We start from the raw sequence: 21,034 nt of genomic DNA, 5'->3' as shown, positions 1-21,034 counted from the left end.
TGAACGCCTCGCGGAGACCATCCTGGCCGTCGTCGAAGCGCCAGCAACGCTACCGAGAGGCATCCCCGGCCGCCGAGGAGAACGACACATGATCGGTGGTCGGCGAGACCTCCACTGACGAGAAGTTGCAGTTCAACGCGGCCCCGGCTGAACGGACCTGCGCGGCGATGCCTGCCGCGGTTGCCTCAATGCCTTGATCCGGGAGTTGGGGTGCGAGTAGTCCGAGGATGCGTCGTTCGCTGAGGTAGAGGTTGCGTGGGTGGCCGTCGGGGGCGGGTCGGGCGCTGGTGTGGCCGTGGCGGCAGCGGTAGCCGGGTCTGCCGTGGACCCAGTGCGGTTGCATCCGTCGTCCACACGGTGCGCAGCGGACCAGGCCGGTGAAGGCGTAGGTGCGGGTCGTACCGTTGGTGGGCCGGGCCCGGTCGCTGATCGCTTGGGCGGCGACGAAGTCGGACTCGCTGACGAGTCCGAGGTGACTGCGCTGCGCCGAGACGGCCCAGTCTCGCCCGGGGTTCCACCGGCGGCGCGCGGCGACGTCCGCGGTCTCGTCGGTGGGATGCTCGGTGCCTTGGCGGTTCCAGACTTGCCGGCCGGTGTAGCGGGGGTTGCCCAGGATGCTGGCCACTGTGTGCACGGTCCAGTACTGGGTGGCCCGGTTCGGGTTACGGCCGGGGTCGGCGGCCGAGGGGCACGGGATGCGGGCGTCGTTGAGGCTGCGGACGATGGCCGCGACGCTGCGCCCGGCTAACCGCTGGGAGAAGATCCACGTCACATTGATCGCGGTGGCCGGATCGGGTTCCAGGCGGAGCAGGCGCCGCCCCCACTGCGCGTGCGCGGCGTTCGGGTGCGGACCGGCGTCGACAAGACGGTAGCCGTAGGGCGGGCGGCCACCGAGGTAGCGGCCCTGCACCAGGGTCTGGTGGCGCATCGCCGCGGTGGTCCGGAACCGAGCCCGGAGGATCTCCTTCTTCGATCGCGCGCCGAGCAGCAGCACGGCGGCGGCGTGGTCGGGCTCGGCGGGGTCGACCGGGCCGCCGAACTCCGGCAGCCACAGGTCGACACCGTGGGCGTCCAAAACGGGGAGCAGCTGACGGAGTTGACGGCCGGCGAAGGCGCGTTCGTACTCGCCGACGACAATCGCGTTGAACGCACACTCCGGGCAGCCGAGGTCGGTCAAGAGCCGGGCGGCTTCCGGACGGCGACTCCAGGGCCGTCGCCGGGTATGACCGACGTCGAGGTACTCGACGACGATCCGGCCGTGACCGGCGATCAGTTCCTCGGCGGCCTCGCGCTGCCACCCCAGCGACGACTCCGGGTCCTGGAACTCCTTGGTAGACATCCGCGCGTAGAACGCGAACCTCAACGACCCGAATCCGCCGCACGGGCCTTCTGCAACGTTCGTCCCTTGCTTTTCGACGAGCCAATTCGCGAACGAATCGGGCACAGAGTAACCAGCATCAGACATCGGCGATCCTTCGATCGGACGCCCCTACCGAACATGGTGCGACGGCGCTGCGCGCCCTGGTCATTCGCGGCCGTATTAACAGCCGATCAAGGTGCCTATCCACGCAGATCGGGTCAGTCGAATAGCGCGCCCAGTGCGCGATAGAAAGAGATTTGTGTGATTGCGAGAGAACATTGCGTCAAATGGCAACCTGTGAAATAAAAGGTGCATGGACACCCGCTTAAAGCGGATGTGCTGGGTGTGGGGGTTCAAGTCTCGGACACAGAATCCCCCCACGAGCGTTGTTCCTGCTGGTGAGGGTCTTGTGGTCTCGGGCTGGGAACTTGCGGCCTACGACGTTCGGCCGATCAGTCGGCGCGGTCGTCAGCGATAAGGACGAGTTCCTCCCAGCCGCATTCGATCGATTCGCTGGCATCGCGCAAGAACTGCGCCACCGTCGCCGAGGTGTCGGGTGAATCGGTGGCCCCCGGAACGCCTTCGGCGATGCGGTCGACGATGTCGTCTTCGCGCCAGTACACGTTTCTCGGGTGCCCGGCCGGTTTGCGCCGCGCGCTGGTGTGGCCGTGCCGGCAGCGGTACCCGGGTCGGCCGTGTGTCCAGTGCGCTTCGAGATGTCGGCCGCAGATGGCGCAGATAAGCAGTCCGATCAGGGCGTACCGCCGGTCGGGGATAGGTGTGCCGGGCGTCGCGTCGATCGCTTGGGCGGCGACGAAGTCGGATTCGCTGACCAGGCCGGGATGCGACACGGCCTCGCTGACGACCCAATCGCGTCCGGGATTCCAGCGTCGTCCGCCGAGCCCGGGTTCATCGGGCGGAGCCTCGTCCGTACGGGCTTGGCGATTCCACACCTGACGACCGGTGTATCTCGGATTGCCGAGCACGCTGGCCACCGTCTGGACTGTCCATGGCCCGCCGACCCGGTTGCGGTTGCGTCGGGGATCGGCGCCGGACGGACTTGCGATCCCGGCGTCGTTGAGGTGCCTGGCGATGCGTGCCAGGCTGCAACCGGAGAGGCGCTGCGCGAAGATCCACCTGACGTTCAGGGCCAGTTCCGGATCGGGGTCCAGGCGGTGCAGCCGGCGTCCCCACTGCGCATGAACCATGTTGGGATGCGGACCGGCGTCCACGAGGCGATAGCCGTAGGGCGGACGGCCGCCAAGGTACCGGCCTTGTTCGATCGTCTGGCACCGCATCGCGGCCAAGACCCGGAACCGGGATCGCTGTACCTCACGCGTCGACTGCGTCCCGAGGAGCAGCATGACGGCCGCATGCGTTGGATCGCCGGCCCGTACCGGTCCGTCGAACTCGGGGAGCCACAACTGGAGGCCACGGTCGGTGAGGAACGGAAGGAGCCGTTGAAGTTGGCGTCCGGCAAAAGCCCGCTCGTACTCGCCGACGACGATCGCGTCGAACGCTCTGACCGCCGATGTGGCTGCGTCGAGCAACGCCGCCGCCTGCAGGCGGCGCTCCCAAGGGACGCGGCGTGAGCAGCCGATATCGACGTACTCGACGGCGATCTGGCCGGAGCCGGTGATGAGCGCGGTGGCGGCAGCACGCTGCCAGGCCACCGACGAAAATGGGTCTTGGAAGCCAATAGTGGAAGTTCGTGCATAGAACGCGAACCGCATGCCTTGTCCGGGGCCGACCTTCTGCGGAACACGAGATCGGGGCCGCCGCCTGGTCATCCAGGCGGTGAACGGATCGTCTGCCAATCTCGTCGTTCTGGCCATCGTGGCGTCCTTGATCTGTAGGCGCCCCGGTTCCAGTCGAACATACGGAGCAGCCCATGGCAGGCGTCGAATGACTAACACCGCGGGGCGCTCTGACTATGCTGGTATGTATGAGTGAGGCGGCCCGGCCGGGCTGGGTAAACGACCCGGAGCTACCGTCCGCGGTCGACGACCTGCACGGCCCATTGGACGGCGAGATCCGTCTGCCGCTCCGGGTCTACTGGACCGGCCCTGACCCCGAGGCGGTCATTTGGGACCTCGCCCGGGAAAGCCGTAGGGCACGGCTCTACGAAATCGTGCTCCGCGAAGGCACGCTCGACGACATTCGGTCACTCGTCAACGGCCGGGAGTTGGTGCGGCTCTGGGACCGGCTCTGGCTACCGGTCCATCTACGCCGCGCCTGGCAACCGCTCATCGATGCCGCGGGCCTCGCCTGAGGATGGCTCTCGACCCGCTCCAGGAGCAAATCACCCAGACGGCGCTGTCCCTCCCGCAGGCACACACTCTGGCGCTCGCCGGCGGCGGCGCGATGATCGCCCACGGCCTCGTCGACCGCGCGACCCACGATGTCGACCTGTTCACCGAGATCGACGCCGACGAAGCCGTCCGAGTGGCCGCCGCTCTGCGTGACACGCTCGCCGCCGCCGGACTGGAGATCACACCGGCGGCGCGGCCCCACACGCCAACCGCTTCATCGCGCACGACCCACGGACCGGACTGTCCTGCGAAGTCGAAGTCTTCCCTGACGGCGGGCGCCTCCGCCCCACCGTCGATCTCGGGCTCGGCGCTGTTCTCCACCTCGACGACCTCGCCGCCGACAAAGTCCTCGCCCTCTGGGGTCGAGCCGAAGTCCGAGACTATATCGACGTCGTTGCGCTCCTGGACCGATTCACCAAGGAACGTCTTCTCCGACTCGCCGAGGAGAAGGACGCTGGCTTCACACCAGCGACCTTCCTGGATGCGCTCGGAGCCATCCGGCGATTCGATCCAGAGGACTGGACCGCCACAGGCGTCGATACCGACGCTATCGAACGCACTCAGCAGGTAGTCGCGGAATGGATCGAAGAACTGGGCAACTGACGGGACTGTCTCACCGTTGGTCAGACAGTCCCGGCCGATCTGGTCGTCGTGCCGCTGTATCAGCGCTCGGCAAGGGGGAGCAGCACGACGAAGGTGCTGCCGCCGGGCTGCTCGGTCACGGTGAGGGTGCCTCCGTGCCGTTCGGCCACCACGCGGGCGAGGACGAGGGCGATACCGGTGCGAGTGTCGGCGTCGCCGGTGCCGGTCGTGTTCGCCCGGGAAAATCCGTCCGCGCTCAGCGTGAGTCGACGTCTGCTGCCGACGGTGAGTTCGGCGTTGTCGCCCAGCCGCCGAAGCGTGACCATCGGCATTTCGGAACCGTCGAGCGCGAGGGTGAGGAGTTTGTCGGCGAGTTGGCGGAGCCGGTCCGGATCGCCGTGGACGCCGATCGCCGGTTCGAGCCTCAGCCGGAGCGTGCGGCCCGGGTCGTGTTCGGCGTGCGCATCGGAGATGAGCGCGGTCAGGTCGACCGGGTAGGTCGGCAGTGGGTCGTCGTCGCATTCGAGGGCGGTGATGTCGAGGAGCCCGTCGACCAGTTCGCGCAGCACGGTGGTGTTGCGGTCGATGCCGTGCAGCAACTGCAGGTCGGTGTCGGTGCGGGGAGTCGGGTCGTCGAGAAGCAGCTGGTTGTAGGTCGCGATGGTGGTGAGCGGGGTGCGCATGTCGTGGCCGATGAGCGCGGTGAAGTCGGTTCGGGCGCGGCGGAGCTCGGCGGCGAGCTCGTCCGCGCGGCGCCGGGCGAGGAACTGGCCGGCCTGGGTGGCGAAGTCGAGTAGCAGACCGGTGGTCTGGAACTCGTCGTGGTGCAAGGCCGGCGCGAAGCAGGTGAGGACACCGAGAACTTCGTCGCTGTCGAGGATCGGCACCGAAACCACGGCGCGCAATCCCCGGTCGGCGTAGGTGCGAGCGCGAGCCTGGGACTCCGATTTCTGCATGTACGGAGATCGGGCCAGGTCAGGTTCCCAGATCGGCTGTCCGGAGGCCCAGACCGCCACGGGGATCTCGCGGGCCGACCGGGTCAGCCGCTCGGGCAGCAGGTCACCGAGACGAAGCTCGGCGGGATGCCAGACGGCCACCCGATGCAAGGTGTCGGTGGTCCGGTCGACCAGCCGCAGGCTCAGGTAGGACCAGCCGAGAGCGTCTCCGATCAGGCCGAGTGCCTCGGCGCCGAGCGTGGCGAGGGTTCCGGGGCGACCCAGAACACGGGCGACGGCCAGTTGGCAGTCGCGGAACTGCTGGGCCCGGTACTGCTCGGTGATCTCCCGGATGGTCGCGACGGCACCGACCGGCCGTCCGGTCGGACCGACGATCGGTCGCGCGTCCGTGCTGAGATAGCGGTCGGGATGACCGTGACGACGGATCAGCGCGACGAACTCGTGCGTGGACTGTCCGGCGAGAGCGCGGACGAGGCGGCTGTCGGCCGGGTCGATTCGGGTGCCGTCGAGGTGACGCAGCTGCGCCAGGCCGGCACGGTGAGCCTCATCGGGCGACAGGTTCGCCGGCAGCTGATGGATCTCGCGGAGCGCGCGGTTGACGATTACCGCGTGGCCGGTGCGGTCGACGGCGACCACGCCTTCATCGAGGCTGTCGAGCAGCGTGTCAGCGAAGCCTCGTTGGGTCCGGGCGTCGAGGTCGGCTGCCGTAGCGGCGGCTTCGGCCGCTCTGGTGGCGGCTACCTGAGCGGTGATGTCGGTCAGGAAGACGCAGACCGCCGCGCCGCGGGGACTGTGAAGCACCGACATGCGCGCGTGCGCGTGCACGGGTTGGCCGTCGCGGTGCCGTGCCTCCACGACGCCGGCGATCCGGCTCGGGCGGGCCAGCAGTTCGGCGATCACCTCGGGGACCGGCCGCTGCCCCTCGTAGCGGGCACGCAGCAGCACATCGATCGGTTGGCCGTAGGCCTCGGCGGCGGTGTAGCCGAACAGGTCGTGCGCGGCGGTGTTCCAGCCGGTGACCCGCGCGTCGATGTCCAGGGCGACGAACGCCTCGGAGATGGCCTCGAGCACCTCCTGGCTGTTCAGATCGGCGAAGGTGACTGGAGGTGCGGCGGGCACGTGGTCGACGAGAGCAGCGATGTCCGCCAGCATCGCGAGGTCGGATTCGGTCCAGGGGCGGGGCCGGTCGTCCAGGACCGTCAGCGATCCCACCCCTCGGCCTTCGGCGTCGTGCAGCGCAACGGTGACGAACGCACGGACGCCGTGGTCGTGGGCCAGCGGGTGGGTTTGGGATTCCGCTCGGACGTCCGTGCACGTCACCGGGGTGCCGGGCGAGTTTTCGAACAGAGAAGCGAGGTCGGCCGGATGCCCGTCGGTGGTGAGCGGCTCCGGGAACCCGTAGGTTTCGACGAGGTGCCCGTCGCCAACGATGACCACCAGCCCCATCGGCGCGTGCAGCGCTTTCGCGGCCAACCGGGCTATCCCCGTCAGCGGTATCGAAAGCCGGTGCTGAGTGCGTCCGCTCGCAGCCGGCCGATCAGGGTCGTGCAGTGGGCCACTCTCGGTGATGCACATGACTGCGGACGCGCCTTCCTGACGGACGGGCGATCCCTAGCCCTGTGGCTTAAGGCTGACCACACCGGCGCGTCGATCCGCTGGGAGGCGACGTCGCGTGTAGTGAGGAGTCGGTCTGCGCACGTACGGTTAGTTTGGGGTGATTATCCGGCTGGACGGTGGGGTCGACGCGCAGGCGCGCGGAGCGGTGCCGATGCTCCCCGAACTCTCGACGGGCGGAGCTACCGGCCGGTCGGTTATCGTCCACCAGTGCTCCACGATGCGCCGTCGAACGGCTCGGACAGCGGTGTCTTCGAGATCCTGATCGTCGACGACGACGCCGGTGACGTCCTGCTGATCGAGGAGGCGTTGGCGGACCGGCAACTGGATCATCGGTTGCACGTCGCCGCTGACGGTGTCGCCGCGCTCGAGTTCCTCCGGTCCGAGGACACACCCCGACCGAACCTGGTCCTGCTCGATTTGAACATGCCCCGCATGAACGGCCGCGAGCTGCTAGCCGCGGTGTAGGCCGATCCCGAGCTGCGGTCGATTCCCGTGGTGGTGCTGTCGACCTCAACCGTCGATGAGGACGTGGCGGTCAGCTACGACTTGCAAGCCAACGCGTTCGTATCGAAGCCGGTCGACTTCGACGACTTCGTGGCGGCCGTGCAGCACATCGACGCGTTCTACCTCGGCGTCGTGCGACTGCCGTCGTCGCGCCGCTAGACCTGGACGAAAGCCGCCGCGCTGCGATCAGGGAGTAGTTCTCACCGATTCTGCAGGTCATCGGGTACGTGGTCGATGACAGGGCGTCGATGGTAGGTCTGATCGCACGGGGTGGGGCCCGGCTGTGAACATGATGGGCGGCCTGTTCGGTAGTCGGCGATGGCGGGTGTCCGAGCGGGGCAAAGTGACGCTGCTCGCTGCGGCCTTGGCGTTGCCGCTGCTGGTGGTCTCGGCGGCCTACGTGGGCGTGGAACACGGGCGTCTGACGTCCGGTCGGCTCGAGCGGGCCGGCGCGGACTATCTGGTGCCGTTGAGCCGGCTGGCCACTGCCGTGACGCTGGCCCGCCACACCGTCGCCGCCGGCGGGCGCGGTGACGCCGCGGAGATCGACGCATTGGTGCGGTCAGCGGAGGAGGTCGACACTCGCGAAGGTCGAGCGCTCGGCGTCCGCGCGGAATGGCGGGCGACGGCAGCAGCGGTACGCACAGCGCTCCAGCCGCGCTCACGACGGGTGACGGTAGCGAACTACAACCTGGCCGTCGACCGGATCCTGGCGTTGATGACGCACGTGCGGGATCCGAGCACGGCCCTGGACGGCGACGTGGACACGTACTACGTGATGAACGCCGCGATCTACCAGCTTCCGGTGCTCCTGGACACGCCGTTGCGCGCCATCGACGCCGTGCTGTTGGACACCGCCTCCGGCACGAGCACCGGCGCAGCCGGGCTGGCGCCGATCGCAGCGATGGCCGGCCGCACCACGGTGCTGACGAACTCGCTGGCGAACAATCTGAAACGTGCGTTCGCGGCAACCGGCAGCGAGGAACTGCGGGGCTTGCAGCGCCTCGCCGATCGGGCGGTGGCCACCCACCGGCAGGGCGCGCAGTTCGTGCTGCGGACCGCGGCCGCCGGACGGCCGCTCGCGGTCGAGGCGGCGTTGCTCGAACCCATGATCGAGCAGACCACCGCGCTCAGCGCAGCGTTGCTACCAGTGCTCCGCCACCTCATCGACGCACGCATCACCACCCTCGAGCACCGCATCTACGGTGTAGGCGCCGCAACGGGGCTGGCGGTGCTGATCGCGTCCTATGCCTTGATGTCGTCGCTGCGCGGCATGCGTCGGGACCGGGACCGCGCGGTGGCCGCAGCCGCGGCACAAGCGGCGTTCCTGGCCACCATGAGTCACGAGATCCGCACTCCGCTCAACGCCGTGATCGGCATGACCGGGGTGCTGATGGACACCGATCTGGACGCCGATCAGCGGGACTACGTCACGACGGTCCGCGACAGCGGCGAGGCATTGTTGAGCACAATTAATGACATCCTCGACTTCTCGAAGATCGAGTCCGGTGAGCTCGATCTGGACGACGAACCGTTCGACGTGCAGGAATGCGTGGACAGCGCCCTGGCGCTGGTCGCGCTGGAGGCCGACCGGAAAGGCCTGGAGCTGGTCGGGGCGGTCGAGAACTGTTCCCCGACGGTGCGCGGTGACGTCACCCGGCTGCGTCAGATCCTGGTCAACCTGCTCTCCAACGCGGTGAAATTCACCGAGCGCGGTGAGGTGGTGGTGACCACGACCGCGCAGCCGCTGACCGACGATCCGGCCGGACGGGTCCGGCTACGGGTCGCCGTGCGGGACACTGGCCCCGGCATTCCCCCCGATCGGATGCACCGGGTCTTCCGGTCCTTCGCCCAGGTCGACTCGTCCACCACCCGCGTCCACGGCGGCACCGGGCTCGGTCTGGCGATCAGCCGGCGTCTCGCCCGGGCGATGGGCGGTGACATCACCGTCGACAGCGCGGTCGGCGCCGGCTCGACGTTCGTCGCAACGGCGATCGTGACGAGCTGGCCCGATGATGCGGTCACCGACGCCGATGACGGCCGACTCGTCGGTGCGTCCGCGCTGGTCGTGGACGACAACGCCACCAACCGGCGCGTTCTGTGCCTGCAGCTGGGCGGATGGGGCCTGCGCTGCGTCGAGGCGGCCTCCGCGGCCGACGCCCGCGCGTTGGTCGACGCCGGAGAGCGGTTCGACGTCGCCGTCCTCGACCTGCAGATGCCCGAACACGACGGGCTGGAACTCGCCCGCGCGCTGCGCACCGATGCCCGGACCGCCGGTCTGCCGCTGATCCTGCTCAGCAGCATCTACTGGCGGCCGACCGATGCCGATCGAACCTTGTTCGTCGCGATGCTGTCCAAGCCCGCCCGGGCCGCGCTTCTCCGCGACCACCTCCGCCGTGCGCTCGCGCGGCCGGCGGAACCGCGTGACGTCTCCTCCAGCCGTTCCGGCGTTCCGAGTCCTTCGGCTGCGTTGCGGATCCTGCTGGCCGAGGACAATCCGGTCAACCAGAAAGTCGCCCAGTTGTTGCTGGCCAAACTCGGTCAGCGCGTCGACACCGTCGCCAACGGCGCCGAAGCGCTCCAGGCCGTGCAGCGCGTCCCCTACGACCTGGTGCTCATGGATGTGCAGATGCCGGTGATGGACGGGCTGGAAGCCACCCGGCGCATCCGCAGTGAACTACCTCCCGAGCGGCACCCCTGCATCGTCGCCATGACCGCCAGTGTGCTGGTCGAGGACCGCAACGCCTGCAGCGCCGCCGGCATGGACGACTATCTCCCCAAACCCGTGCGCGCCCAGGACCTCCACGCCGTGATCTCACGACTGACCGGGCGCATTGTGCCCGGCGAGCACCCCGTCACGGCTGATCAGAGCCGTGATCCAGCCCGTGAGGAAGAGATTCCGGACGCGATCCAACGGCGCATTCGGGACTTGATCGGTCCCACCACCGACCCTGAGGAACAACACTTCCTGGCCGGGATGCTGCGCGCCTTCACGACGACCGGCGACCAACTGCTCAGCGAAATCGACCACGCCCTACACACCGACGATCATCAGGCCGCCTTGGCGGGGGCCCATCGGCTCAAAGGATCCGCGGCCAACCTGGGCCTCGACGACCTCGCCCAAGCCCTGGGCGACCTTGAGGAAGCGCTCCAAGGTATTCCGCCCGGATCGGGACGCCTGGAGCACCTCGTCACCGCCGCCCGGACCGACCTGCATCTCGCAGGCCCTCATCTTCTCCACGCGGCCGACGCGTTGGAGGAGCCAGGAACAGTCCACGCGAACCCAGACTGAGCGTGCCTCCGGCTGCTCCTCACCCGCGGATGATCGAGCGGGCGCATCACGACGGTGGGTCGGGGAACTGCGCCGAGACGTGTTTGGTCTTCGTGTCGTCGTCGACGTATCAATCGACGTCGAGGGCCAGTTCCCGCGCCAGGTGCAGCCCGAGTCCGCCGTCGCCGGGAGCGCGTCCGACCGCGTACTCCGGCGGGTTGCTCAGGTCGTGGTCAGCCACGTCTAAGACGAAAGAGTCACCGGTATGCAGTAACCGGACGATGCTCGGCGGCAACCCGTGCTTGATCGCGTTGGTCGCCAACTCCGACGCGACCAGCACCATCTTCTCCGGCACGTCCTCCAGCCCCACGTCCGGAGGCAGCTGACGTCCTGTGATCGCCTCGTACACTCGGGCCTGGAGCATCCCCAGATCACCGGGGCTGGTCAGTACCCACCGCCCGATTTCGGTGTGCGGTGTCGCCGGGCGAGTGTTGGCCAGGGACGCCATGAGTCTCGCCATGCCCGGCCGCAGCCCGGGCTGCACGCCGCCGATGCGGTGGTGTCGGCGTCCCACTCCGCTCGTAGTTGCTCGGACATGACCCGCGCGCGGGCCGCCTCCGCCTGGAACCTCACAGTGAGGGATGGATCGCGCACCGAGTGCGCCACGTCCTCCCACATGATCGTGGTTCGCTGCATCGAAGCCAGAAACATCCGGCGCATCTGCATGGCGCGTTCGTGATCCATGGCCCCTCCTCGGCTCGCTTCCGGTCCCAGGAGGTATCCCGGATGTGAGGAATCATTCCGGGCTCGGCCGTCCGGAACCCCGTCACTCACCACCCACGGCGGTGAGGCCCCATTTCTCGCCGCTGGACACGTACAGTGCGGAACATGGCGGACGAGCTCGATCTGGTGCTGCAACCGATGATCCATGTGAACGACGTGGGCGCGACCGTGGCGATGTTCGAGGCGCTCGGTGGCGAACTCGTGCAGGGCAGCCGGGACGGAGACTGGGTCCAGATCCGCATCGGCGGCGCCGAGATCGGTCTCCTCGCACACCCGCCGAATCCAGCTCAGGGCGAAGGCGTCGTGGAGTTGAACTTCGAGTCGAAGAGCCGCTTGGAAGACGTGGAGCAGGTCGCTCGCTCGCGGGGCATCGAGATCGCCCGAGCCGCCTCGGACGAGCAGTTCGGAAGGCAGCTCCAGCTACGCACACCGGACGGTCTTCTCGTCAAGATCAACGAAATCGACGGTGATTTTGTCACTGGAAGCGGTCGCGACTGAGTAGCTCCGACGGCTCTCCGCTCGCGGAGGGCTCAGCTGGCCGGTCTCCTGGTCGATGTCCCGGCCGAAGAGGGCCGCGACCTGCGGCCCCGGGCCGGGGCCGAGGGGGCACGACGTGTCGTCCGATCTCGTCGCCCGCAAGCAGCGCCGGTTTCCCTCCGTGCCGGGTTCGATCATCGCCACGCGGGGTGCGCTGACCGCCACCACCGCGGGCGGGTGGGCGCTGGTCGGTCCCCTCGGCGTCCTGACCGCCGTGCTGACGCCCGGTGACGAGCCGAGCGGGCCCGTCTGGGAATCTCGGGGGTCGCGTTGGCCGCCGGTGCGGTGCTCGCGGTGGTCGGCACCCGGATCTCCGCGGAGATCAGCCCGGGCGCTGAGCCGGTCGTCGTGAACGACGACCGCAGGCTCTCCACTACTTCAGCGAGTAGCCCTGCATCGCTCGTGACGGAGCCGGTTGCCGAGACGGTGCCGAGGGTTCAGCGGCGGGGGCGAGGTCGCCATGATCGCGATCACCGCGTCTGCAGCCAGCGCGACGAACAGCAGGTACGTGACCGCCGGTGCGAAGACCGAAAACGGGAGCTCCCCGGTCACCCTCAACCCGGAGGGGGTGCGCCAGGCGGCGTAGCGGGCCTTGTAGTCGCCCGGAGATACTTCGGGTAAGAGGCCGTGCAGTTCCGCGCCTTCGACCGGAGGGCTGGCGGTCAGCGTCGGTCGGCCGTCGTCGGCGCGGCGACGGCAGCACCGGGTATCCGGCGATGACCCGGCCGAGGACGCAAACAGCGAGCAGTGCGGCGAGGCGACGCGCGCGCGGGGCGCTGCGCGGGCTGTCGTCGTCGTGCTGTCGGGGTCGGTGGCCATACTCGGTGAAATCCGGCACAACGTCGCCGATGCGTTGACCGCGCGCGGTCGCGGCGGCGGGTTTGATCGTGTTCGCCGGCAACGAGGCGATCGCCCGTTACCGCATCCGCGTCGGACGCAAGATCGGCTCAGCGGCGATGGTCGCCGACGGACTGCACGCTTGTACCGACGGGTTCACTTTCCTGGCGGTGCTGTCCCCGGCATGCGCGACGTAGAGGCGGTGAGGCTGCGGTGGATCGGGTGCCGTCTGCACGCCGAACCCGAGATCGTCGCCGACGCTTTCCGGTGATGGGGAACCAGCCTCTGCGCGTGGCGGGTGGTTCGCCGGTCACAAGGGGGGTTCGGCGGGGTCGACGTGCAGCCGGGGGAGGACGCCGCTGAGAGTAAGGACGCGGGAGGCGATGCGGGAGGGCCGGTGGATGACCAATGTGGTGCCGGTCGCGGTAAGGCCGGCGAAGATCCCGGCGGCGGCGGCGCTGAAGTACGCAATGGAGTGCAGGTCGAGATGAATCGCCGGGCGCTGTCGCTCGGAGGTGGCCTGCTTGATCGCGGCGGCGAGGCGGTCGCGGAACCACGCCTCGCTGCGCACGTCGATGTCTCCCAGCAGTTGCAAGGCCGCGCGTTGGGTGGCGGTGTCGACGCGGGTGTAGGCCGCGAGCAGGAGGTCCCCGTTCGCGGCATCGAGTTGGTCGTAGCTGAATCCCGGCGATAGCCGGATACCGTCCGGCGGCGTGGGCAGGTCGAGGTGGTCGGTCATCAGCGGGTGACTCTGTTTCCCGGGGTATCCGTGGGCAGCGACAGGGGATGCGCGTACCCATGCTGGCCGCGCCCCGACGCGGGGAGTTCGCCAGCGGGTGGGCACGCGTTCTGACCGGTGTGGACCCTTGTCTGGATCGATGTGCCTGGCTACGTCCCAGCCGTGCACACCTGTACCGCTCGCGAGGACCGATAGTACACACGTGCTACGCGGAGTAGGCCGGTATCGGAGGACGTGGGTGGTGAGGCCTATTCACCTTGGGCGAGCGTGTTCCACCTGTTTCCGGTCGTGAATCTGCTTCGGCTCGGCTGCCTCGTGTCTCACCGAGGAGCACCTCGACGGCTAACGGGACAATCAGAGCGCACCGGCTCCTGACCGTACTGACTTCATCGCCCGTCCCGCGGTCACTACCTAAGACGCGGGAGAACCTCGATGGTGAACAGGTCGACGATCTCCTGCCTGCGTGAGCCCTCACCGACCGGCGAGAAGATCAGTGTCTCCGCGCCGGCTTCCGCAAACTCACGAATCCGGGCGATGACGCGCTCGGGATCGCCGTGCAGCAGGTACCTGTCGGCCAGCCGGTCGAAGTCCTGCTGATAGGTCGTACTGACCCCTTCGACGACCTCCCGCCTGGCGACCGCCGGGTCCGCATCGACGCCGCCCCAGCAGAAGATCGCGCCGCGTACGCGGGCCGGATTGCGGCCCGCGGCCTCCGCGACTCCGCGGACCTCGGTGAGGCTGCTGGCGAGCTGCTCCGGTGTGTACATGTACGGCAGCCAGACGTCGGCGAAGCAGCCGGCGCGGCGGACCGCTGCCGGACGCCGGCCACCGAGCCAGATGGGTGGCCCGTTCGGCTGGACCGGCTCCGGCGCTAGCGCGAGTCCGGGCACCCGGGTGAACCGGCCGTCGAAGTCGACTGCTCCGCCCTTCCAGAGCGCCTGCAGCAACTCGAGCGCTTCGTCGGTGCGGGGGCCGCGTTCGGTCACGTCGACGCCGGCCGCCACGAACTCCGGTGGGTACTCACCACCCACGCCGATGCCGAAGTCGAAGCGGCCGCCAGAAACTTGGTCGAGGGTGGTGGCCAGTTTCGCCGCCAGCGCGGCCGGGTAGAGCGGCAGCACGGTCAGCGAGCTCAGCAGCCGGATGCGCCGGGTGGCGCCGGCGGCCGCGGCCAGCGTGACGAAACCGTTGCTGTGCGGGCCGTGGAAGAACAGGTGCTCGCCGGTGGCGAGGCCGTCGTAGCCGGCTTTTTCGGCCGCGCGTGCCTCCGCCGCGACCGCTCGCTGGTCGAAGCTCAGCATCAGGTTGACCCGCACGGGGCGTCCCTATTCGGCCGGCGCCGGCCCCGGAGCCAGCGCCGGGGACGCCGCGTCGACGTCCTGCCGCGCGTGTCCCAGACGGCCGTCTGTCTCCCCGCCGGATGCGGTCCGGACCGTGCCGAAGTAGGACGCGGTCTTGGCCTCGGAGGGACTGACGAACAGGCCCATAGCCTCGACCAGAACGACCTCGGGTTCGGCCTCCGTCGTGATGGCTCCGGTCACCGTGGTGCGACGACCGGCGGCTCCCGCCATCCGGCTGGTCAGCAGCAGCGGCGTGTGGAGGGGAACCGGCCGGCGGTAGCGAAGGGTCAGCTCCGCGGTCATGCCCCATCGGCCGGTCACGATCGCGCCCTGGCCCAGGATCTGGTCCATGAGCAGTGCGGACACGCCGCCATGGACGAAAGTCGGCGGCCCCTCGTGGACCGGGCCGAGCGTGGCGCGGGCCAGCACTCCGTCTCCGTCCGGCTCGAAGCGGAGCGGGAGCGCGAAACCATTGCCCGGCCCGACCACCGGGTTGAACATGCGGATGCCGCGCCCCATGTCGTCCAGCGGCGAGAGCGTCGCGGGGGAGCGCACTTCCTCGGTCAACGGCTCGATCGCGTCGCGGATCGCGGCCGCCGCCTTGCGCAGCTCGGCCGGCGATGCCACCGCGGTGGCCGCGGCCGTCAGCGCCGCGCGCAGTGCGTCTCCCAACTCGGTGGTGGCGTTGTAGAGGTCGGTGAGTTCGTCGTCCAGGGAAGCCGTTCAGTCGAGGAAGGCGCTGAGGCGCCGAATGATGGACGCCGCTTCGGCCGCCATCGCGGGCACGAACTCGGCGATGTTCACCAGGCTAGTGATCGCGGAGGCGACCTGGTCTGTGAGCGCGAGACCGTTCTCAACATCACCGTCGGACTGCGCCCGCTGCATCGATTCGATCCCTTGTTCGTGCCGGAGTCGCGGCGAGCCCGGTCGTCGCCGGGCGCCGGAGCTACCCCCTACTCCCAACTCAGGCCGCAGGACAGCTCTCGTCAACGGTCTGCCGGGAAATCGTCATCGTTCCGTCACAGAAGCATGTACGGATGAACGCTTTCTCGGTTCGTCGCGTCTCTGGGACGGGTGGCCGGCATCGAGGCGATGCGGCCGTCACCGCGGGGCGACCGGCTCCGCGGGCCGACGAACCAAGGAGAGGCCATGCAGCACCAGGGTTCACACGCGCGGCGGCGGGGTCTTCAAGGCGCCGGGCCGCCCGGGATCGCCGCGGTCGCGATCTTGCTGGCGGCGTTGGCGACCGCCTGGGTCTACCGGGCCGATCTCGGTATCGGGACTGCCTCCGCGCAGCCCGCCGCCAACCTGGCCGGGGGCCACGACACCGGTCACTCGGCGCTCAGCCCTGCGGATGCCGTGACTCCGATCGACGCGAGTCAGGCTCCGTCTTCCGGCCCGGTGAGCGAGCTCGACAAACAATTGCTGGTCAAGGTGCGTCAGGCGGACCTCTGGGAGCTGCCTGCTGGCCTCTTCGCACAGGACAACGGCTCGATGGAACAGGTTAAGCGAGCCGGTCTGCACCTGATGGAAGGCCACTCCCGCCTGGATCAGATGGTCCGCGAGATCGCAACCGCGCTGAACGTGCCGATTCCCGACAAACCCACCGCCGACCAGCAGTCGTGGCTGCGCACGCTGGAGACGTCCAAGGGCACCGAGTTCGACAAGTTCTTCGCCAACCAGCTGCGGGACTCCCACGGAAAGGTGTTCGTCGCGATCGCCAAGGTCCGCGCGACCACTCAGAACAGTGTGATCCGCGACCTGGCGATCGAAGCCAACAAGCAGGTGGCCGACCACATGGAGGTGCTGGAGGACACCGGTCTGGTGAAGGCTCAGACGTTCGACTCCATCGCCGCGGACGTGCTGCCCTGACCGTAGTCGGTGCTCGCCGACAGACGCTGCCACCAGCCGGGATCGGGAACCTCCCCAGCGGCGACGACCAGTTGGTCCAGTGCGCCCGCGACGAGTTCGGGCTGGTCGACGGCGGCTCGTGCGACGAGATCGGCGAGTGACCGGTGACGGCGGAGCATCGTTTCGCCGATCACCTCTTCACCCTCGGCGGTGAGGCCCAGCCACGAGACCCGGAGGTCGTCCGTGCGTCGGAATCGCCGGACCAATCGTCGGCGGACGAGCCGGTCGCAGTTCCTGGTCGCGGTCGAGGGTGTCACCCCGAGTTCGGCGGCGAGGTCCACCGTGCGCTGATCCCCGCGCGATGCGAGCACGACCAGAATTCGGTACTGGGGGAGCGTCATCTCCACTTGTAGATCGCCGAGAGTCCGCGCGGTCAAATCAACCAGTACCCGGCTCATCGCCATCAGCGCGTTCACCAGTGCGGCCGAGGGGAGGGCGTCCGAATCCACGGGAGAGCTCACCGCTTCACCATGCCAGCACCGGCGCAACGACTGGATCACCACAGTGTTATCTGATTGGCGATCAGCGCCTTCTTGCCGTCATACGGCCGCACACGTGCGGGGTCACCCAGGGGGAACCGGGTGAACTCGCCGACCCGCACGATCGCGACTACTCCCTCGACATGGACAACGGCCGAAGGTCGCACCTCCTCCGGCACGGACGGCGAGAGGATGAGCAGACCGCGGTCCGGCAGGTCGGCGTCGCTGACCACGAACGCGGTGGGTCCGAGGACGCGTTCGACGCCGGCGGTGAGCACCAACCGGGCCCCCACCTCCGTTCGAGCCATGGTGCGGATCGGTGTGCCGCCGGTCGGCGTCGGGTCGGGCGCCTCCGGCCGAGAGCCGCAACCGGCGGCAATCAGCACCACTGCCACGAGAAGCACCGTCAACGCCCTGCTCGGTGACCGGCTGGAAGACGAGTCATCGTCGCTCTCCCTTCCGCCGACACCCGGGCTGGGTGCCGGCGTGGTGCCGCGTCCGTCGTTGTCGTCTCCATCCGGCGGTACGGCTGGGTCTGGTCCTTGTCAGTGGTCGAGACCGAGTGCGGCGCCAAGCGCGAAAAGCAGGGCGATTACAGCGGTGAGCACGACGGCCCAGACCCAGACCGCGACGCCCGGTCGGATGCCGCTGAAGTGGGCCATGCGCCCGGGGTGGTCCGGTCGTCGGTCGTGTTCGGGATGGGATCGACCTCGTGCTGCGCGGAGTCGTGATGGGTGAACCGGGTCTTCACGATGACCTCTACTCAGACGGTCGGGGCACCGGCATCACGACCCTGCGCGTAGCGGATCGGCGCCACCAGGGCGACGCTTGCGACCAGGGCGATGAGGACGCCGCTGAGCGTGTCGCTCCACGTCGCGGCGCGCACGCCCGCGTCGGCGCCGAATCCCAGCGCGACCGGGGAGAGCGCCAGCCAGATGCCGGCGAGCACCGATGCGCCGGCCAGCCACTGGAGTGATCGTGGACCGATCAGCCGAAGGAGGGCGAGCGCGATGAGCGCCAAACCGACCAGCAGGTCGTTGACGGCTGCGGTGTAGCCGTTCCAGTAACTCGCGTAGTCCAGGACGAGTGGCGAGAAGACGACCCAGAACCCTCCGGTCAGAGTGACCATGGCCAGCGGACGGGAGGTGGCGTCATAGAGACGGTCGGGGCGCGTCGGTGGTGATTCGTCCGATGCCTCGCTGCGGTGGCTGTCGAGGTCGAGGGGTAGCTCGTACTGTCCACGCCCAGTGGTGGTGATATCGGGTGCCATGGTTCCTCCCTCGTTCGTTGGTCGACCGGCCATCGGGCCGGTCGGGACACGTGAGGGGTTCCTCCGTGAGGCAAGTCGATGCACTGCGTAGCGGTACCGCCACCGGTTCGTCGGTGTTCTGTCATTTTGCCGCCCAGCGCGAGCGGGCTGTACCCGGTGACCGACCGGTGTGACGGATCGATGACATCCCGGCCGGATCGGTGTGGCACGGTCCACGCGGACACGCTGCACTACGGGAGCCGCCGAGGCTCTCCGGTGGACTCCGCCAGAAACACGGCTACTACGGTCACGCGCCGTTCTGGGGCCCTGAGCTGATCGTGCCGCCGCCCGATAAGCCCCGGGGAGGACGAGCAGTGGCTGAGAAAGAACGGCAGGACTGCGGACCGAGCTCGGGTGGCCCGGGGCGTACGGCAGTGGATCGGGAACGCTCCCCGCTGAGCGTGCTGTCACCGGAGAAACCTCGCGTGACGAAGCGGTTGGCCGGCGGGGAGCGGGTAGGAACGGGGAAGAGCAACTGTCGAGGCCGGGAGTGGAATGGCGACGGAGCGGCATCATGGCCGGTGGCCACGGCTGCGCGGGCTCGGTCTCCGGGGGCGGATCACGGTCGTCTTCGCGCTCGTCGCGTTGATTGTGTCCGCGTTGCTGGCTCTCGTGGCCTGGTCGCTGGTCTCCAGCTACCTGCTGGCCCAGCGTGAACAGACCACGCTGCGGCAGGCCGTCTCGGGTGCACGGATCCTGCAGCGCAGCCTCGGTTCGACGTCCACCTCGGTGCCTGAGCTGCTCGACAGCTTGCCGGCGTCGATCGGTGCGGAGTCACTGCTGTACTACGGCGACCGGTGGTACGCGAGCTCGCTGGACGCGGATCCCCGCACCATTCCGGCCGGGCTGCGCGACGTGGTTCTCGCGGGGGGCCCGGCTCGGCAACGTGTCCGGGTGGGGGAGTCGCCGGTGCTTGTGGTCGGTGTTCCCCTGGGCGCCGAGGGGGCGGGTGCGTACTTCGCGGTGTTCCCACTCACCGAGCTCGACCGGACGTATCGTGCGCTCTCGGCGACGCTGGGCGGCGCGGCGGCGGCGACCACGGCCATCGGGGCGATGGCTGGAGCGTTGGTGAGCCGCCGGGCACTCCGGCCGCTGCAGGGTCTCACCGCGGCCGCCCGGTCCATCGCGGCCGGGCGGCTGGAGACCCGGCTGCCGCCACACGCGAACGACCCGGAACTAGCCGATCTGGCCGCCGCGTTCAACGAGACCGCGAGCGCGCTGCAACGCCGGGTGCAGGCCGACGCCCGGTTCGCCGGTGACGTCAGCCACGAACTGCGCACCCCGCTGACGACGATGCTCAACGCGGTGGCGCTGCTGCGCACACGTCACGACGTGCTACCGCCGGCCGCGCAGGAGGCGGTGGACCTGCTGGAGGAGGAGATGGACCGCTTCCGGCAGCTCACCACCGACCTGCTGGAGATCTCCCGCGTCGAGGGGGACTCGTCTCCGGCGCGCGAGCCGGTCCGCATCGGAGAACTCGTCCGGCGGACCGTGCCGACGGTTGCCGGTACGGACGTCGAGGTGACCCAGGGGGCGGAGCAGCTGATCGTGACCGGTGACAAGCGTCGGCTGGAGCGGGTGGTGGCGAACCTGGTGCAGAACGCCGAGCTGCACGGTGAAGGGTGTGTGGCGGTGCGCGTTTCCGAAGGGGACGGCAGCGTGCTGATCGACGTCGACGACGCCGGACCGGGGGTGCCGGTCGAGATGCGCGAACGGATCTTCGAGCGGTTCGCCCGCGTCGCCGGCGACCGGGTCGCCGGTACCGGGCTCGGGCTCGCGCTCGCCCAGCGGCACGTCGCCGTTCACGGTGGCGCGGTGCGGGTGGAGGACCGTCCCGGGGGCGGAGCGCGGTTCCGGGTCGAGCTGCCGGCGGTGACCGAGTGAGTCGCAGGGTTCTGCTCGGTCTTATGCTGGTACTGGTGGCGGGCTGCGGTGTGCAAGTGACCGAGGAGCCGGAACTGCTGCCGTCCTCGGTGGTGCCGGGCTGGACGCCCTCGGCGCCGCCGACCGGCGATCCGGCGCGCCCCTCGCCGGTGTACTTCGCCCGGAACGACCGGCTGGTCGCCGTCGAGCGGGGTCTGAGCGGCAACGCGCCCGTCGCGAACGCCGTCGCCGCGGTCGTGTCCGGACCGACCGATCGGGAGACGCAAGCGGGTCTGCGCACGGCGCTGCCCGCGGATCTGTCGCCGGAGGTCACCACGTCGGACGACACGACGGTGATCAGCCTGCGCCCGGGTGCGCTCGACGTTCCGGCGGGCGAGCAGGTCGTCGCGGTGGCCCAGCTGGTCTGGACGGCGACCGCTCCACCAGGTGCCGCGCCACGCGTTGAGTTGCGGGTCGGCGAGAAGACGCTGCCGGTGCCGGTCGACGGCGGCCGCCTGGAGAACCGCCCGGTCACCCGCGCGGACTACCGATCGGTCGCGCCCCGCTGAGTGAGATGACAACTCCGTGACGAACCCTCGCGGTGCCTCCGCCGCGGGTCCTTGGCGCCTGGTAC

General features: G+C 69.0%; 19 protein-coding genes and 2 pseudogenes. 9 read left to right on the top strand and 12 right to left on the bottom strand.

Going from position 1 to position 21,034, the window contains the following annotated elements; translation table 11 throughout:
- Positions 1-49: 49 nt before the first annotated feature.
- Together ABD437_RS01380 and ABD437_RS01375 are read right to left on the bottom strand one after the other, a co-directional pair.
- A complete protein-coding gene (locus tag ABD437_RS01380) occupies positions 50-1,363 on the bottom strand; it encodes a recombinase family protein (protein WP_344646858.1) in 1,314 nt (437 codons plus the stop codon).
- 449 nt (positions 1,364-1,812) lie between these two features.
- The gene (locus ABD437_RS01375; RefSeq protein ID WP_344646857.1) at positions 1,813-3,195 is read right to left on the bottom strand and encodes a recombinase family protein; all 1,383 of its coding nucleotides are present in this window, start codon (positions 3,193-3,195) and stop codon (positions 1,813-1,815) included.
- 110 nt (positions 3,196-3,305) lie between these two features.
- On the opposite strand from ABD437_RS01375, the gene ABD437_RS01370 reads away from it, so the two are divergent.
- On the top strand, positions 3,306-3,632 hold the full coding sequence (locus tag ABD437_RS01370) for a hypothetical protein (protein ID WP_344646856.1): 327 nt from the start codon (positions 3,306-3,308) through the stop codon (positions 3,630-3,632).
- Between the two features lie 256 nt (positions 3,633-3,888).
- Positions 3,889-4,275, top strand: a complete 387-nt coding sequence (locus ABD437_RS01365; protein WP_344646952.1) for a nucleotidyl transferase AbiEii/AbiGii toxin family protein — start codon at positions 3,889-3,891, stop codon at positions 4,273-4,275.
- Between the two features lie 59 nt (positions 4,276-4,334).
- Here the strand turns inward: ABD437_RS01365 and ABD437_RS01360 are convergent, their stop codons facing one another.
- Positions 4,335-6,683, bottom strand: coding sequence for a PAS domain-containing protein (locus ABD437_RS01360; RefSeq protein WP_344646855.1), 2,349 nt, complete (start codon positions 6,681-6,683; stop codon positions 4,335-4,337).
- A gap of 351 nt (positions 6,684-7,034) precedes the next feature.
- On the opposite strand from ABD437_RS01360, the pseudogene ABD437_RS01355 reads away from it, so the two are divergent.
- Positions 7,035-7,490, top strand: a pseudogene (locus ABD437_RS01355) (response regulator).
- Between the two features lie 130 nt (positions 7,491-7,620).
- Positions 7,621-10,623: a hybrid sensor histidine kinase/response regulator gene (locus ABD437_RS01350; RefSeq protein ID WP_344646951.1), complete on the top strand. Its 3,003-nt coding sequence runs from the start codon at positions 7,621-7,623 to the stop codon at positions 10,621-10,623.
- Positions 10,624-10,732: 109 nt separating this feature from the next.
- Here the strand turns inward: ABD437_RS01350 and ABD437_RS01345 are convergent, their stop codons facing one another.
- Positions 10,733-11,026, bottom strand: coding sequence for an ATP-binding protein (locus ABD437_RS01345; RefSeq protein ID WP_344646854.1), 294 nt, complete (start codon positions 11,024-11,026; stop codon positions 10,733-10,735).
- A gap of 464 nt (positions 11,027-11,490) precedes the next feature.
- On the opposite strand from ABD437_RS01345, the gene ABD437_RS01340 reads away from it, so the two are divergent.
- Entirely contained in the window at positions 11,491-11,883 is a 393-nt protein-coding gene (locus tag ABD437_RS01340; RefSeq protein WP_344646853.1) for a hypothetical protein, read from the top strand.
- A gap of 417 nt (positions 11,884-12,300) precedes the next feature.
- Here ABD437_RS01340 and ABD437_RS01335 read toward each other — a convergent pair whose 3' ends face one another.
- Positions 12,301-12,741: a hypothetical protein gene (locus ABD437_RS01335; RefSeq protein WP_344646957.1), complete on the bottom strand. Its 441-nt coding sequence runs from the start codon at positions 12,739-12,741 to the stop codon at positions 12,301-12,303.
- On the opposite strand from ABD437_RS01335, the pseudogene ABD437_RS01330 reads away from it, so the two are divergent.
- Positions 12,689-12,935, top strand: a pseudogene (locus ABD437_RS01330) (cation efflux transmembrane domain-containing protein); the annotation flags it as partial. The gene ABD437_RS01335 and the pseudogene ABD437_RS01330 overlap by 53 nt on opposite strands.
- Before the next feature lie 134 nt (positions 12,936-13,069).
- On the opposite strand, the gene ABD437_RS01325 reads toward ABD437_RS01330, so the two are convergent.
- The 4 genes from ABD437_RS01325 to ABD437_RS01310 all read right to left on the bottom strand — a co-directional run bounded on the left by ABD437_RS01325 (position 13,070) and on the right by ABD437_RS01310 (position 15,723).
- Positions 13,070-13,498, bottom strand: a complete 429-nt coding sequence (locus ABD437_RS01325; protein ID WP_344646852.1) for an STAS domain-containing protein — start codon at positions 13,496-13,498, stop codon at positions 13,070-13,072.
- A gap of 407 nt (positions 13,499-13,905) precedes the next feature.
- Positions 13,906-14,814: an LLM class flavin-dependent oxidoreductase gene (locus ABD437_RS01320; protein ID WP_344646851.1), complete on the bottom strand. Its 909-nt coding sequence runs from the start codon at positions 14,812-14,814 to the stop codon at positions 13,906-13,908.
- A 9-nt stretch (positions 14,815-14,823) separates the two neighbouring features.
- Entirely contained in the window at positions 14,824-15,510 is a 687-nt protein-coding gene (locus ABD437_RS01315) for a PaaI family thioesterase (protein ID WP_344646850.1), read from the bottom strand.
- 51 nt (positions 15,511-15,561) lie between these two features.
- Positions 15,562-15,723, bottom strand: a complete 162-nt coding sequence (locus tag ABD437_RS01310) for a hypothetical protein (RefSeq protein ID WP_344646849.1) — start codon at positions 15,721-15,723, stop codon at positions 15,562-15,564.
- 264 nt (positions 15,724-15,987) lie between these two features.
- Between ABD437_RS01310 and ABD437_RS01305 the strand changes: the two genes are divergently transcribed.
- On the top strand, positions 15,988-16,710 hold the full coding sequence (locus tag ABD437_RS01305; protein WP_344646848.1) for a DUF4142 domain-containing protein: 723 nt from the start codon (positions 15,988-15,990) through the stop codon (positions 16,708-16,710).
- Here the strand turns inward: ABD437_RS01305 and ABD437_RS01300 are convergent.
- The 3 genes from ABD437_RS01300 to ABD437_RS01290 all read right to left on the bottom strand — a co-directional run bounded on the left by ABD437_RS01300 (position 16,671) and on the right by ABD437_RS01290 (position 18,498).
- The gene (locus ABD437_RS01300) at positions 16,671-17,210 is read right to left on the bottom strand and encodes a MarR family winged helix-turn-helix transcriptional regulator (RefSeq protein WP_344646847.1); all 540 of its coding nucleotides are present in this window, start codon (positions 17,208-17,210) and stop codon (positions 16,671-16,673) included. The two genes, ABD437_RS01305 and ABD437_RS01300, sit on opposite strands and share 40 nt — an antisense overlap.
- A 35-nt stretch (positions 17,211-17,245) precedes the next feature.
- The gene (locus tag ABD437_RS01295; protein WP_344646846.1) at positions 17,246-17,623 is read right to left on the bottom strand and encodes a hypothetical protein; all 378 of its coding nucleotides are present in this window, start codon (positions 17,621-17,623) and stop codon (positions 17,246-17,248) included.
- Positions 17,624-17,991: 368 nt separating this feature from the next.
- Positions 17,992-18,498, bottom strand: a complete 507-nt coding sequence (locus ABD437_RS01290; RefSeq protein WP_344646845.1) for an SPW repeat protein — start codon at positions 18,496-18,498, stop codon at positions 17,992-17,994.
- 534 nt (positions 18,499-19,032) lie between these two features.
- Here ABD437_RS01290 and ABD437_RS01285 point away from each other — a divergent pair.
- Positions 19,033-20,421 carry a HAMP domain-containing sensor histidine kinase gene (locus ABD437_RS01285; RefSeq protein WP_344646844.1) on the top strand — a complete coding sequence of 463 codons (1,389 nt, stop codon included), beginning with the start codon at positions 19,033-19,035 and terminating at the stop codon, positions 20,419-20,421.
- Positions 20,422-20,477: 56 nt separating this feature from the next.
- On the top strand, positions 20,478-20,969 hold the full coding sequence (locus ABD437_RS01280; protein ID WP_344646843.1) for a GerMN domain-containing protein: 492 nt from the start codon (positions 20,478-20,480) through the stop codon (positions 20,967-20,969).
- Positions 20,970-21,034 lie beyond the last annotated feature (65 nt).

The organism is Cryptosporangium japonicum (genome assembly GCF_039524755.1).
Lineage (GTDB): Bacteria > Actinomycetota > Actinomycetes > Mycobacteriales > Cryptosporangiaceae > Cryptosporangium > Cryptosporangium japonicum.
This window is presented reverse-complemented; position numbering and strand designations above follow the sequence as displayed.